The organism is Aurantimonas litoralis, from assembly GCF_026153195.1.
GTDB classification, from domain to species: domain Bacteria; phylum Pseudomonadota; class Alphaproteobacteria; order Rhizobiales; family Rhizobiaceae; genus Aurantimonas; species Aurantimonas coralicida.
Window position 1 is genome coordinate 471,599 of sequence record NZ_JAPFBM010000001.1, and the last position, 14,533, is coordinate 486,131.

Annotated in this window: 12 protein-coding genes; 8 read left to right on the plus strand and 4 right to left on the minus strand. The window is 68.2% G+C overall.

The annotated features are described in order from the left end of the window. Positions 1–126: 126 nt before the first annotated feature. The 7 genes from N7I30_RS02270 (at position 127) to N7I30_RS02300 (ending at position 8,403) form a co-directional block, all read left to right on the plus strand. Positions 127–1,788, plus strand: coding sequence for a S8 family peptidase (locus N7I30_RS02270; RefSeq protein WP_498636414.1), 1,662 nt, complete (start codon positions 127–129; stop codon positions 1,786–1,788). A gap of 206 nt (positions 1,789–1,994) precedes the next feature. Continuing rightward, the gene (locus N7I30_RS02275) at positions 1,995–2,693 is read left to right on the plus strand and encodes a DUF2848 domain-containing protein (RefSeq protein ID WP_498636416.1); all 699 of its coding nucleotides are present in this window, start codon (positions 1,995–1,997) and stop codon (positions 2,691–2,693) included. Between the two features lie 449 nt (positions 2,694–3,142). Then, positions 3,143–3,958 carry a maleate cis-trans isomerase family protein gene (locus N7I30_RS02280; RefSeq protein WP_498636418.1) on the plus strand — a complete coding sequence of 272 codons (816 nt, stop codon included), beginning with the start codon at positions 3,143–3,145 and terminating at the stop codon, positions 3,956–3,958. Further along, positions 3,955–4,992: a TRAP transporter substrate-binding protein gene (locus N7I30_RS02285; protein ID WP_024350134.1), complete on the plus strand. Its 1,038-nt coding sequence runs from the start codon at positions 3,955–3,957 to the stop codon at positions 4,990–4,992. Before N7I30_RS02280 ends, N7I30_RS02285 begins: the two co-directional genes overlap by 4 nt. 91 nt (positions 4,993–5,083) lie before the next feature. Continuing rightward, positions 5,084–5,638, plus strand: coding sequence for a TRAP transporter small permease subunit (locus N7I30_RS02290; RefSeq protein WP_498636420.1), 555 nt, complete (start codon positions 5,084–5,086; stop codon positions 5,636–5,638). Positions 5,639–5,680: 42 nt separating this feature from the next. Next, entirely contained in the window at positions 5,681–6,988 is a 1,308-nt protein-coding gene (locus N7I30_RS02295) for a TRAP transporter large permease (RefSeq protein WP_024350132.1), read from the plus strand. 5 nt (positions 6,989–6,993) lie between these two features. Then, the gene (locus N7I30_RS02300) at positions 6,994–8,403 is read left to right on the plus strand and encodes an amidase (protein ID WP_498636422.1); all 1,410 of its coding nucleotides are present in this window, start codon (positions 6,994–6,996) and stop codon (positions 8,401–8,403) included. On the opposite strand, the gene N7I30_RS02305 is transcribed toward N7I30_RS02300, so the two are convergent. After that, a complete protein-coding gene (locus N7I30_RS02305) occupies positions 8,349–9,185 on the minus strand; it encodes a hypothetical protein (protein WP_498636424.1) in 837 nt (278 codons plus the stop codon). The two genes, N7I30_RS02300 and N7I30_RS02305, sit on opposite strands and share 55 nt — an antisense overlap. A gap of 128 nt (positions 9,186–9,313) precedes the next feature. Here N7I30_RS02305 and N7I30_RS02310 point away from each other — a divergent pair, with 128 nt between their 5' ends. Next, on the plus strand, positions 9,314–10,024 hold the full coding sequence (locus tag N7I30_RS02310) for a GntR family transcriptional regulator (protein ID WP_024350129.1): 711 nt from the start codon (positions 9,314–9,316) through the stop codon (positions 10,022–10,024). An 84-nt stretch (positions 10,025–10,108) separates the two neighbouring features. Here the strand turns inward: N7I30_RS02310 and N7I30_RS02315 are convergent, their stop codons facing one another. The 3 genes from N7I30_RS02315 to N7I30_RS02325 are packed head-to-tail and all read right to left on the minus strand — an operon-like array spanning position 10,109 to position 14,521. After that, positions 10,109–11,881, minus strand: coding sequence for an ABC transporter ATP-binding protein (locus tag N7I30_RS02315; protein WP_498637102.1), 1,773 nt, complete (start codon positions 11,879–11,881; stop codon positions 10,109–10,111). A 32-nt stretch (positions 11,882–11,913) separates the two neighbouring features. Further along, the gene (locus tag N7I30_RS02320) at positions 11,914–12,858 is read right to left on the minus strand and encodes an acetamidase/formamidase family protein (RefSeq protein ID WP_498636426.1); all 945 of its coding nucleotides are present in this window, start codon (positions 12,856–12,858) and stop codon (positions 11,914–11,916) included. Then, positions 12,848–14,521 carry an ABC transporter substrate-binding protein gene (locus N7I30_RS02325; protein WP_370197562.1) on the minus strand — a complete coding sequence of 558 codons (1,674 nt, stop codon included), beginning with the start codon at positions 14,519–14,521 and terminating at the stop codon, positions 12,848–12,850. The genes N7I30_RS02320 and N7I30_RS02325 overlap by 11 nt, the downstream gene beginning before the upstream one ends. Positions 14,522–14,533 lie beyond the last annotated feature (12 nt).

Genomic DNA, 14,533 nt, shown 5'->3' on the forward strand with positions numbered 1-14,533 from the left:
GGGCGCCCCGCAGGCGTCGGGCACGTCCGGCATGGATGCGCGGCTGCCGTCGCTCCCCGCAGGACGGATCAGCCGGCGCCGGCCGGCACGCTTTTCGGTGAGGAAACGCAGAAGGGGAGAATGGTGATGACGCAGATCCGGACGCTTCTCGGCAAATGGCGCGAACGCGGCGCACCCGCCGATGACGAAATGGCGGAGTTTTCCATCGTCGCGCAATCGGGTGCGGTGGACGGCCTCGACGCCGCGCTGCAAGCGGCCTTCGGCGATGTCGCCTTCACGCTGCGGCCGGCCTTCTCCGGCGTCGTCGGCGAAGAGACTGGGCACCGGTTCTTCATCCTGACCTTTCCCGATCTCTCCGTCCGCGGCAACGAGGCGATCGCCTTCGAAACGGCGCGCGCCCTGACGGAGCTGCCGGAGGTCGCGTCGGCTCGCCCCGTACTGATCGACTCGCTCGTCGGCGAAGCGATGGTGGCGCGCGAGATCGCCACGGAATCGATCTTCAGCTTCTGTTCCACCGACGATCAAGGCCCCGCGGAACATGGCTGGGCTCCCTACAGCCTCGGCGTGCTCGCGGCGTGGAAGAAGACGCGCGGCGACGGCGTCACGGTGGCGTCGATCGACACCGGCTACAGCGCCCATAACGAACTTGCGGATGTGATCACCACCACCAAGCCGCATCTTAACCTGGTGGAAGGGGGCGCCGATGCGCGCGACCGCTTCTCGACCAGCGGCCTGATGTCCAATCCCGGCCACGGCACCCTCGTCGCCAGCGTCGTGTCTAGTCGCGGCACGATCAATCCCGACGCGACCACGAACGGCCCGAACAGCGTCACCGGGGCCGCACCCGACGCCAAGATCCTGCCCATCCGGGCGATCCGCTCGGTCATCGACATCCGACAGTCTCGTATTCCGGCGGCGATCGAGCACGCGATCGCCACCGATTGCGACGTCATCATCATGGCGCTCGGCAGCCCGTTCCCGATCGAATCCGTCGAGGTGGCGCTGCGGGCCGCGGTGCGCCGCGGCATGGTGGTCGTCTGCGCCGCCGGCAATTGCGTCGGCGCGGTCATCTTCCCGGCCCGCTTCGCGCCGCAGGGTCTGACCACGGCGGTCGCGGCGGTCGATTACCAGTACATGCCGTGGGAGAAGACCTCGTCCGGCGATACCGTCACGGTCAGCGCCTTCGGCGAAGCGGTGTGGGGCGCTCGGAAGAGCCGGGCCGACGGCGCGAACAACCTCGTTGAACCGGCGCAGGGCACGACCCTCGCAAGTTCGCTGACGGCCGGCGTCGCGGCGCTCTGGATCGCCGCCAATGGCGGCCGGGCCGCGCTCAAGGCCAAGGCGGACGCCGCCGGTGTCACGGTCCAGAAGCTCTTCAACGATGCGCTCGTCGCCACTGCCTACCGGCCGGCCGGCTGGGCCCGCGGCATGGGGGCTGGCCTCGTCAATGCCGGCGCCATGGTCAGCCATGCCATTCCGGCGGGGCTGGAGCTGGTCGCCGATGTGCCGCTGGCGGTCGACCACGTGACGCCGCTGCGGCGGTTCCTCTCGCCGACGATCGGCGAGACGGAATCGATCGCTGGCTTGGAAGCCGCCACCATGCCCGAGGAACTGGCAGCGGAAGTGCTGTGGCGCTTCCATCATGCCAATGCGCGCCGGCGCTTCACCGCGACGGCGCCGCACCAGGAATCGCTCGCGCTGGAGGCGGTCCCGCCGCCGTCGCGGGAAACCCCGGCGCTTCTGGCCCGGCTGGCGGAGAAGCCGTCCCTGCGCGCATTGCTGAGATAGCGGCGGACGCAAATCCCCGGCGCCGGATCGGCGATCGCCGCGACCCGTTCATCTCGGGTCGCGGTCTGGCACGGGCTTTGCAGGGGAAAGCGGAGCGCCGGGCCGTTCCGCGGCGCGGCCCGACCGGCGGGATCTGTTGCACTCACCCTGCAACGGCCTCACCGTTGCGTCTCGTCCCCTCCTCAACCCGCTTTGCAGGTGTTTCCTTGTCCTCAACCCTCAGCTTCGAACGCGTCGGCCACGGCCCGCTGTCGATCACCATCCGCCAGGCCGTCATCGCCGGCTGGACCGGCCGCGACCGCGCGGCGGTCGATCACCACATCGCCGAACTCGCGGCGATCGGCGTCCCGCCCCCGTCCGAAGTCCCGCTGTTCTACCGGATCGGCGCGCAGCTCCTCACCAGCGAGACGGTGATCCAGGTGGTCGATGCCACCTCGTCGGGCGAGGTCGAACCGCTGCTGATCGACGACGGCGAAGCCCTGTATCTGGGTCTCGGCTCCGATCACACAGACCGCGAACTGGAAAGCCATTCGGTCGCCCTGTCCAAGCAGGTCTGCGCCAAGCCCGTGGCGACCACGCTCTGGGACTATGGCGACGTTCGCGACCATCTCGACGACATCCTCCTGCGGTCCTTCGTGCGCGACGATCCGGCGGCGGAGTGGACGGCGTATCAGGATGGCGGCGTGGCGAAGATCCGGCCACTGGACCAGTTGATCGCGGCGTGTCCCTTCGCGGCTGGCGACGGGCGGCTGGAACCGGGCACGGCGATGATGTGCGGCACGCTGGGCGTCCTGTCGGGCGGGGTGCGTCCGGCCCGGTTCTTCCGGATGGAGATGCACGATCCGGTCCTCGTTCGCACGCTCGTCCATGAATACGAGACCGCCAGTCTGCCCGCAGTGAAATAGGCGCGGGGCTGGCCGCTCCGTATGGGGCGCCAGCCCTCCGTCCGCCGCCGCGTGCCGCAGCCTCCACAGCGCGCAGCCAAGCCTGTCGCCCAAGGGCCGCTTGGGTGCCTCCTGCGTTGCCGGGGCCCCGTATGGCGGCGATGATTCTGTCTCGCCCGGCAGACCACGCGCGGCATCGCCCGCATCCCGCTGCGTCAGGCTCCGCAGCCAAGGCACGCCTCCAGACGGCGGCGCTATGGCCTTCACGACCGCTTCTCAATTGGGCAGCCTGCAAGAATTTGCGCCAGTGATTGGCGTATATTTCAGCGATGACAGGGGTTTACACTGAATTCAATTAACAATTGAATGCTGCTGATCGAAAGACGTTGCGGCGAGGGTGAACCCAGTTGACGCAGGCAGGGGCCGAAAGGCCAGACAGTCGGAAGGCAGGCGCGCCGCTTCGCATCGGGATGCTGACGCCGTCTTCCAACACCGTTCTCGAACCCTATACGGCCGAGATCCTGCGCCCCTTCGGCGCCGAGGCGAGCGTGCATTTCGGCCGTTTCAGGGTCACCGAGATCTCCATGTCGCAGGGCTCGCAGGCCCAGTTCGATCTCGCCCCGGTCCTCGATGCGGCGCGCCTCCTGGCCGACGCCCGCGTCGACGTCATCGCCTGGAACGGCACCTCCTCGGCCTGGCTCGGACTGGAGCGCGACGTCGAGCTGTGCCGCGAGATCGAAGCGGCGACGGGCATCGCCGCCACGACGACCATGCTGGCCTATGACCGGCTGTTCCGGGCGGCGGGCGTCGCGCGCATCGCGCTGGTAACGCCGTATCTCGGCGAGGTCCAGGAGCGGATCGTCGCCAATTACGCGCGCCAGGGCATCGCGGTGGTGGCCGAACGGCACCTGGAAGACCGCGGCAATTTCTCGTTCTGCGAATACACGCCCGAGGCCATCGCCGACTGCGTGCGCGGCGTGGCGGCGGCCAGGCCGCAGATGATCGCCATCGTCTGCACGAATTTCCGCGGCGCGCCGGTCGTCGCCGCGCTCGAGCGCGAATGCGGCATCCCGGTCATCGACTCGGTCGCCATCACCGCCTTTGCGACGGCCCGTCTCGTCGGGCTCGACACCGCGCGGATCACCGGCTGGGGCCGGCTGTTCCCGGAGTTTTCCCAGATGACAGACCTGCGGCCAACGCAGGCTTTCGCGACAGGCGTCCCGTCCGCTTCGGGCCCTGACACATCCCCTGCCGGACAGCCGGCATCAACGGAGAGTGCAACATGAAGATCAAAGCCCTGCTTCTTGCCGCCGCCTGCACGGCAGCCCTTGCGGCGCCCGCCCTGTCGCAGACCATCAGCCTGAAGGTGATGGGCCAGCCCTCGTCCACCGGCCTCATCCAGAAGAACTACGAAGCCCCCTTCTTCGAGAACATGGCGGAGAAGACCGGCCTCGACGTCAGCGCCACCTACACGCCGGTCGACGTCACCGGCGTCAAGGACACCGAGCAGCTGCGGCTGCTCAAGAGCGGCCTGTTCGACATCATCTCCCTGCGCATGTCCCAGGTCTCGCGCGACGAGCCGACCATTCTCGGCCTCGACCTCGTCGGCCAGAACCCGGACTATGCCACCGCCAAGAAGGCCGTCGACGCCTTCAGCCCGGTCGTCGACAAGCAGCTGCAGGAGAAGTTCAACACCAAGCTCCTCGGCGTCTGGCCGTTCGGACCGCAGGTGCTGTTCTGCCAGCCCGACATCGCCAAGCTGTCCGACCTCAGCGGCAACAAGGTCCGCGTCTACGACCAGAGCCTGGCCAATTTCGTGTCCTCGGTCGGCGGAACGCCGGTGCCGCTCGGCTTCTCGGAAGTGCAGCAGTCGCTCGCCCGCGGCGTGATCGACTGCGCGATCACCGGCCCGAGCTCGGCCAACACCGCCGGCTGGCCCGAGGAAACCAGCAACATGCTACCGATCGCCTTCCAGATCGCGGTGCAGGGCTACGGCATCAACCTCGACACCTGGAACAAGTTCTCCCCGGAAGACCAGGAGAAGCTGCAGGCGGCCTTCGACGGTCTCGTCTCGGAAATCTGGGCCTATTCGGAAGAGATCTTCGAGGACGCCGTGAACTGCAATGTCGGTGAAGAGCCCTGCGAGACGGTGAAGTCCTACGATCTCAAGCTGATCCCGGTCTCCGAGGAAGACAAGGCGACGATGCAGAGCGCACTGCGCGACATCTCGTTCCCCGGCTGGAAGGAGATCTGCGACAAGGTCAACCCGACCTGCTCGGAAGACTGGCAGAAGACCGTGGGCAAGGCGCTCGGCTTCTAGTCTCCCCTCGCCAACAGACCGGGCGGCCCTTCGGCCGCCCGGTACCCTGCGGCGATCTCCACGCGCTGCGCTCACGAACGGGGACGGCTCCATGCATCACTTCGCCAGATTCGCCAGCTGGGTCTTCGGCCTGTCGCTTGTCGCGCTGTCCTTCTTCGTGGCGGCCGAGACCGTCGCCCGAAAACTGTTCAACTTCTCCTTCGAAGGCGCCGACGAACTGGGCGGCTATGTCCTTGCCATCGGATCGTCGCTGGCCTTCACCGTGGCCCTGGTCGACCGGGCGCATGTGCGCATCGATTTCCTGCATCGCCGGCTGCCGGCAACGATCCGCTCCATCCTCGACTGGCTGTCGATCGTCTCGCTCGCCCTGTTCGGCCTCTTCCTCGTCTATGTCGGCCGCTTCGTCATCGCCGACACCATCGCCTATGGCAGCGTCGCGCCGACGCCCTGGGCGACGCCGATGATCTATCCGCAGGCCGGCTGGTTCGCCGGCTACGTGCTCTTCGCCTTCGTCGCCGTCGGCCTCGCCCTCTACGCCACCTACCTCCTCCTGCGGGGCCGTCTCGACGCTCTGTCGGAGGCCTTCGATCCGAAGGGGGTGGAGGACGAGATCAAGGAGGAGATGGACAATGTCCATGCGCGCTGACCGCCTGCCCCGTCCTTCCCTGACCGTTCCGGATTCCCGCCCATGACCGTCTCCGCCGTCCTCATCGGGTTCGTCGCCATGCTGGCGCTGCTCTTGGCCAGCGTGCCCGTGGCCGTCATCATGGTCGTCACAGGCGTCGTCGGCGGCACGCTGCTGTTCGGCTGGCCGCTGGTGCAGTCCATGGGGCCGGTCGCCTGGGGCGTGCAGAACGAGAACGTCCTGACCGCCATCCCGCTGTTCATCCTGCTCGGCGAACTGCTCCTGCGCGGCGGCCTCGCCGACCGGATGTACACCGCCCTCGCCGTCTGGTTCGTCCGGCTGCCCGGAGGGCTGCTGCACACCAATATCGGCTCCTGCGCCCTGTTCGCCGCCACCTCAGGCTCGTCCGTCGCCACCGCCGCGACCATCGGCACGGTGTCGCTGCCCAATCTCGACAAGCGCGGCTACAAGCCCAGCCGGTCACTGGGCTCGCTGGCCGCCGGCGGCACGCTGGGCATCCTCATCCCGCCCAGCGTCAACCTGCTGGTCTACGGCTCGCTCGCCGAAACCTCGATCGGCCAGCTGTTCATCGCCGGCATCGTGCCCGGCGTTCTCCTGACCCTCAGCTTCATGATCTTCATCGCCGTCCAGAGCCTGATCGAGGAACACGGCTCCACCGTCGAGCGGGAGCCGCTGCTGCCCCTGCGCGAACGCCTCGCCCTCGCCCGCCATCTGATCCCGCCGCTGATCATCTTCCTGGTCGTCATGGGCTCGATCTATGCCGGCATCGCCACGCCGACGGAATCGGCGGCGCTGGCCGTCGTCGTGGCCATCGGCTTCATCTGGCGCGAGGGCCAGCTGAACTGGCAGGTGATCGACATCTGCTTCCGCCAGTCGGCCAAGACCACCGGCATGATCCTCCTGATCATCACCGCGGCCTTCATGCTCAACGTCACGCTGGCGCTTGGCGGCGCGGCCCAGGCGATGACCCAGTGGGTCGCCTCCTTCGGGCTGTCGGCGACCGGGCTCCTGCTCATCCTGATCGTCTTCTACCTCTTCCTCGGCATGTTCATGGACGTCCTGTCGATGCAGGTCCTCACCATCCCGATCGCCCTGCCGGTGGTCACAGCCGTCGGCGTCGACCCGATCTGGTTCGGCATCTTCGTCGTTCTGATGTGCGAGCTCGGCATGATTACTCCGCCGGTGGGCATGAACCTTTATGTCGTGCAGGGCGTGCGCAAGGACGGCGGTCCCTTCACGGACGTGGTCTATGGCGCGTTCCCCTACGCGCTGATCATGATCGCCTTCACCATCCTTCTCATCTTCGCGCCGGACATCGTGCTCTGGCTGCCGCGCAACATGGCGGGCTGAGCGCAATGACCATCTCCGCATCCACGGCCTGGCGCCTCGACGCGTCGGCGCTGGTCGAAGCGTACCGGCAAGGCGCGAGCGATCCGGTGACGATCGTCGATCTCTGCCTTGCCCGGATCGCCCGCATCGATCCGGCGCTGAACGCTTTCGTCTGCCTGTCGCCGACGGCGCGGGAGGAGGCCGCCGCCTCGGCCGCGCGCTGGCGGAGCGGCGCGCCCATCGGCCCCCTCGACGGCGTGCCGGTCGCCGTCAAGGACAATCTCGTGGTGAAGGGCATGCCCGCCACCTTCGGCAGCCGGCTCTATGCCGGCACCATCGCGCCGCGGGACGAACTGCCGATCCGGCGTCTTCGCGAGGCCGGTGCGATCGTCATCGGCAAGACGAACACGCCGGAATTCGCCGTCGAGGGCTACACCTCCAACGACCTTTTCGGTGTCACCCGCAATCCGTGGGCGCCGGCGCTGACGCCGGGCGGCTCCAGCGGCGGATCGGTGGCGGCCGTCGCCGCCGGGCTCGTGCCGGTGGCGATCGGCACCGATGGCGGCGGATCCACCCGGCGTCCGGCCGCCTATACGGGTCTCGTCGGCCTCAAACCCGGCATCGGCCACGTGCCCCGCGCCGACGGGCTGCCGCAGGTGCTCCTGGATTTCGAGGTGGTCGGCACCTTCACCCGTTCGGCGCGCGACGCGGCGCTGCTCGACAGCGTCCTCGCCGGACCCGACCGCGCCGACCCGGCCTCGCGCTGTCCGCCAGACGCGCCGGCCGCCGATCGACCGCTCCGCATCCTTTGGGTCGAACGGATCGACGCCAATCCCTGCGACCCGGAGATCGTCACCGCCCTGCACTCCGCGGCGGACGCATTCGCCGCACTGGGCCACCAGGTCACGCGCAGCGAGCTGCCCTTCGACAGCTCCGGGCTCGCAGCGATCTGGTCGTCGATCGCCGAGATCGGCCTGGGGCGCCTTCTGGCCGTCGCGCCCGACTTTGCCGACAAGGTGAACCCCAAATATGTCGCCATGGCCCGGCGCGGCGCGGAACGGTCGGCAAGCGACCTCCTGGCCATCCTCGAAACGGTCGCGGCCCTGCGCCGGCAGGTCTCTGAAGGCTTTGCGGATTTCGACCTGATCCTGATGCCGTCCTGCGCCGCCATGCCCTGGGCGGCCGATACGCCCTTCCCGGACAGGATCGACGGCCACACCGTCGGGCCGCGCGGCCATGCCGTCTATACTGGCTGGGTCAATGCCGCCGGGCTTCCGGCCATCGCCCTGCCCTGCCCGGTCCCGCCCGGCACCCTGCCGATCGGCGTCCAGCTGATCGGCGATCGCGGTGCGGAACCGACGCTTCTGGCGCTCGCCGCCGCCTATGAGGAACGCTGTCCATGGGACGATCGCTGGCCGGACATCGCCGCATCCTGACCGTCGCCGGCAGCGGCTTCGACGAAGGCCGTGCGCACGGGGCCGAGGCCGGAAATCCAGCCTTCGATCACCGTGCTGGGCGCAACGAAGGGCAGGCCGGACAGGGTCCCGGTGGTTACGATCTGCCCCAGCTGCAGGCCGCCGCAATGATCTCCGACCATCCGGGCAAAGGCCAGGAAGACGGAGAAGGCGTCGCCGCCCGGCACCTTCTGCCGGCCGGTCACCACGTCCCGGCCGTCGAAGGTCAGGCGCACCTCCGGCTCGGTGAGATCGAGCGCCGCGTCGTCGGACTCAGTCCCGAAGACGAGGCCGCCATTGCTCTGGTTGTCGGCCAGCTTGGCCAGCGGCGCGGCGTCCATGAACCCGTCGATGCGGCCGTCGACGATCTCGATCACCGCCAGCGGCGTCACGCAGTCCCGGGCCAGGGTCTCGAAATCGGCGGCATTGAAGGGCGGCAGGGGACGATCGAGACGAAAGCCGATTTCCAGCTCGACGCCGCAGGCGCCGAGTTCAGCGGTCGAGAAGCTGGCACCGGAGGCGCGCAGACCGCCCTTGAGCACCGGCGCTGCGATCACCGGATCGGCGACGCGCTTGCGCCCGGTCTTCCAGGCGGCGACCGGACCGAAGGCCTCGCAGACCAGCCGCTGGACGGCATAGGCACCGTCGGGGCCGATCATGCCGGCCAGACGGTCGGCCTCACCGCTCGGCATCGGGGCATGCGAACGCCGGGCCGCGATCAGCGCCGTCGCCAGCGTCTCGACGGGCGTCGCGTCATCGGCCATCAGCGTGCGACTCCCGGCCCGACGGGCCGCATCGGGCGGAATGATGGGCTGGCTGACAGCATGCGCAGTTCTCCGAAAGAGCGATGCGCCTACATAGAACCGATCATGCCGGTCGAGAAAGTCCCCCGTTGAGCCCGAACCCCAGCGCCGCCGCCAGTCCTGCCCGCGCCCTCGGCGACAAGCCCCGCAAGGCGCGCATCCGCCGCCATTCGCTGCACCAGGAAGTCGCCGAGACCCTTCGCCAGATGATCATCCATGGCGAGTTGATGCCAGGCGAGAAGGTCCCGGTGGCAAGCCTGTCGGACAGCCTCGGCGTGTCGCCGACCCCCTTGCGGGAAGCTTTGAAGGTGCTGGCCGAGGAACGGCTGGTGGTGATCGAGGTGAACCGGGGGGCCAGGGTCGCCTCCTATACGGCCGAGGAGGCGATCAAGCTGTTCGAGGTCATCGCGGCCGTCGAAAGCCTCGCCGCCGAGCTCGCGACGCGGCGGATGAGCGAGGCGGAGATCGCCGAGATCGAGGCCGTGCACGCCGCCATGACCGCGGCCTTCCATGCCGACGACAAGGACGTCTATTTCGACCTGAACTCGACGATCCACCAGATGCTGGTGACCGCAAGCGGCAACGAGGAACTGCAATTCGTCCACGAGCGGCTGATGCTGCGGGCCCAGCGCGGCCGCTACATGGCCATTCTCGACGCCGACCGATGGCTGCAGGCCTTCGAGGAGCACGAGGCCCTGATGGCGGCCCTCCGCATCCGCGACAGCGCCGGGGCCGCCGCGATCTGGCGCGTCCATCTCCTCAACACCGGCAAGACCCTCGGCGACGTCCTGCGCCAGTAGCGCGGCGCCCTGCCCGCTCGACGGGCCGCCACCGCGCGCCGCATCGGGCGCCCGCCTTCACGATCCCGTCGATATCGCCGCGGCTCAGGCCGCGACGAGATGCCCATCGCCGCAATCCTGCAGCATCAGGCGCAACGGCTCGTCGCCGACACGACGCACCGGGCTCGGGATATCGTGGTCCAGCCGCGGAAAGGCATGGCGCCGCATGGCCGGATCCGGCACCGGGACCGCCTCGATCAACCGCTGCGTATAGGGGTGCTGCGGGTTGCCGAACACCTGCTCCCGCGTGCCGATCTCGACGATCTGGCCGAGATACATCACCGCCACGCGATCGGAGATGTTCTCCACCACGGCCATGTCGTGCGAGATGAACAGATAGGCGATGCCGAACTCGTCCTGCAGTTCCCGCAGCAATTCCAGCACCCGCGCCTGCACCGACACGTCGAGCGCCGAAACGCTTTCGTCGGCGACGATCAGTTTCGGCCGCAGCGCCAGGGCGCGGGCGATACAGACGCGCTGGCGCTGGCCACCGGAAAATTCGTGCGGATAGCGGCGCATGTCCGACGCGGACAGCCCCACCCGCTCGAACAGGCCGGCGGTGCGATCATGCCGCTCGGGGCCCTCGGCGATATTGTGGATGAGCATCGGCTCGGCGACGAGGTCGCCAACCGTCATGCGGGGATCGAGCGAGGCGAACGGGTCCTGGAAGATCATCTGGACATCGCGGCGCAGGGCCTTGGTCTCGCGGCGCGTCAGCCCGGCCATATTGCGACCGCCGACGACGATGTCGCCGGAATACGGCACCAGCCCCGCCAGCGCCTTTGCGGTCGTCGACTTGCCGCAGCCCGATTCCCCGACGAGGGACAAGGTCTCGCGATCCCCTACGGAGAAGCTGATCCCTTCCACCGCATGGACGCGCCGGTCGACCCGGCCGAAGAACCCGCCATGGATGTCGAAGCGCACGGAGAGATCGCGGACATCGACCAGCGGGGCCGGAACCGCGGACGGTTCGGCGACGGGCGGCGCGACGCGGGCGGCCGCGCGGTCGCGGCCCTGGCCCATGCGCGGCACGGCGGCCAGGAGTTCGCGCGTATAGGCCGCCTGCGGATCGGCGAAGATCGTTGCCGCGGCCCCCGTCTCGACCATGCGGCCGTGGCGCATGATGACGACACGGTCGGCCATCTCGGCGACAACGCCCATGTCGTGTGTGATCAGGATGATCGCCGTGCCGAGATCGCGCTGCAGATCGCGCAGCAACTCCAGCACCTCCCCCTGCACGGTGACGTCGAGCGCCGTCGTCGGCTCGTCGGCGATCAGCACGTCGGGGCGCAGCGCCAGCGCCATCGCGATCATCACGCGCTGGCGCATGCCGCCGGACAGTTCGTGCGGATGCTGGGCAAGGCGGCTGGCGGCCTCGGGAATGCGAACGGCATCGAGGGCCGCGATGGCACGGCGCCGCGCCTCGCTTCGACCGACGCTCTCATGGGCCTCGATCGCCTCGATCAACTGCCGGCCAATGGTCAGCACCGGGTTGAGCGAGGTCATCGGCTCCTGGAAGATCATCGCGACGCGCTTGCCGCGCACCCGGCGCATCTCGCCCTCGCCCAGTTGTGCCAGGTCGGTGTCGCCCAGCCGGATCCGGCCGGAAGCGATCCGCGCGCCGGGCTTGGGCAGCAGCCCCATGATCGCCAGCGACGTCATCGACTTGCCGGACCCGGATTCGCCGGCAATGCAGAGCGTCTCGCCGCGGGCGAGTTCGAAGGAAAAGTCCGAGACCACGGGCCTCGGCCCGGTCTCGCCGCCGACCTCGACGGTCAGTTCCTCGACCCGCAGGATGGCACCGTCCCGCGGCGGCATCGCGCCGCCGCGGGTGTTCTCGACAGGCTGCCTCATTCGAAGACGCAGCGCGGAAAGTAGAAGGAGACGACCCAGTTCGGCATGTCGACGATCTCCGAAATCCGCAGATCCCCGCAGGTCGAGACCAGCATGTAGGCGTCGACCGGATCCATCTGGTAGCGGGCCGAGAGGAGATCGACCATCTGCGCGACGGCCATCTTCGCCCCGGCCATGAGGTCCGGCCCGATCCCGGTCGTCACCTCGTAGCCTTTACCATCGAGATGCCGCGTCACCGGTCCTGCGGTGGTGAAGCGCGGCATCTGCAGCCGCGCATCCTTGACCAGATCGAGCGTCAGCACCGTGTTCATCGGGCTTTCGATCGCCGTGCCGCAGACTTCGCCGTCACCCTGCGCCGCATGGGTGTCGCCGACCGAGAACAGCGCCCCGGCCACCTCGACCGGCAGGTAGAGCACCGTGCCGGCCGACAGATCCCGGATGTCGAGATTGCCGCCCATGCGCCGGGGCGGGACGACCGAGTGGAGCCCCGGCTCGGCCGGCGCGCAGCCGATCGTTCCGGCGAAGGGCTTCAGCGGCACCTTCCCCTCCTTGCCGAACAGAGCCGGCTCGAGGGTCCCCGGATCGTATTTCCAGATGGTGAGCGCCGGATCCTTGAAGTCGTCCGCCAGGAGGCCGAAGCCCGGAATGTTGGCGGTCCAGCCGAAGCCCGAGGGCTTGAAGGACTCGATGGTGATCTTCAGGGCATCGCCCGGCTCGGCGCCCTCGACGAAGATCGGCCCGGTCACCGGGTTGATCTTGCCGAAATCCAGCGTCTCGACATCGGCGACGGTGGATCCGGCGGTCAACTGACCGCCGGAGGAATCGAGGCATTCGAATTCGATCGTCGAGCCGGGGGCCACCGTCTGGGCCGGCTGGAACGTGTTGTCCCAGCCGAAATGATGGTGGCGACTGTGGATCGTGTAGTCGCAGTTACTGCACATCGTTCACATACACGTAGTCGTAGTTGATCGGGATATGGACCGGGTCGACATAGAGATTGTCGGCCCCGCCCATGCGCGGCGACTTCATGGTGAAGCGCTGTTCGTTGAAGACCGGCACCCACGGCGCGTCGGCCATGATGTCGGTGTAGATCTTCGACCACATCTGCGACCGCTCTTCCTGGCGCGCCGGATCGACGATCGAGTCGGCCTCGGTCGCCCGTTTGTCGAGCTCCTCGTTGCAGTACCACGACCAGTTCCAGCCGCCCGGCACGGCGCCGGCGCAGCCCAGGATCGGGCCGTAGAAGTTGGACGGATCCGGGAAGTCGGCGATCCAGGCCATGCCGCCCGACCAGATCATCGGCGCGGCGTCCTTCTCGCCACCGGCGGCGATGACATTCGCCTGGGCCAGCGACTGGATCTCGGCACGAATGCCGATCTGCGACAGGTCCTGCTGGATCGCCTGGGCGATGCGCGGATTCGGGTCGGTGTTCATCACGAAGAGCTCGGTGTCGAACCCGTCCGGGAAGCCGGCCTCGGCGAGCTTGGCCTTTGCCGCGTCCACGTCGTAGGCGTAGCCCTCGTAGCTCTCGTCATAGCCGGGCATCGACGGCGGCAGCGGCTGGTTGGCCGGCAGCGCCCGGTTGTTGATCATCTGGACGACGCGGTCCTTGTTGATCGCCATGTTGACCGCTTCGCGCACGCCCTTCTGGTCGAAGGGCGGGATCTCGACGTTCATCGTGATGTAGCCGGTCTGCAGCTGGCCACCCTCGACGACGCGGGCCTTCTGCTCGGGATCGGCCATGACTTCCTGGAACTTCGCCGGCGGGATGCCGTCGCCGGGAATGTCGACCTCGCCGCTCTGCAGACGCAGCAGCGCGACGATCGGCTCCTGGCCGATCTCGAAGGTGATCTGGTCGAGATACGGCAGGCCGTCGCGCCAGTAATCCTCGTTCCGGGTGAACACGACGCGCTGCCCGAGCGCCCATTCGCCGAGCTTGAAGGCGCCGGTGCCCACGGGGTTCTTGCCGAAATCGGCGCCGTGCTCGGCCACCGCTTCCTCGGGAACGACCGAGGCGAAGTTCAGCGCCATCACGTGCAGGAAGGTGGCATCGGGCCGCGACAGCTTGATCTCGACCGTCGTCGGATCGACCACCGTGACGCCGGACAGGCTGTCGGCCTCGCCGGCGGCCACGGCCTCGTAGCCGTCGATCATGCCGAAGAAGCCGGCGCCGGGGCTCTGCGTCGCGGGAGCGGTCACGCGGTCGAGCGAGAACTTGACGTCCTCGGCGGTCATCTCGCGACCATTGTGGAACTTTACGCCCGAGCGGAGCTTGAAGGTGAAGGTCTGCCCGTCCTCGGAAATCTCGTAGCTTTCGGCAAGGCCCGGCCGCAGCTCGGTGGTGCCCGGCACGTAATCCATGAGCCCGTCGAACAGGCTCTTGATCATCGACCAGTTCTGCCAGTCATAGCCGATCGCCGGATCGAGCGTGGCGACGTCGTCCTTGTAGGTGATGACGATGTTGCCGCCCTGCTTGGCGTCAGGGTCCGGCGTGGTGGCATCGGCGGCGGGCGCCGTCGCGGCGTCCTGCGCCATGGCCGGCGCTGCCGCCAGCATGAATCCGAGCGCCGATGCGGCGACGGTCGTGGTGAGCCAGGCTTTCATGCGGTCTTCCTT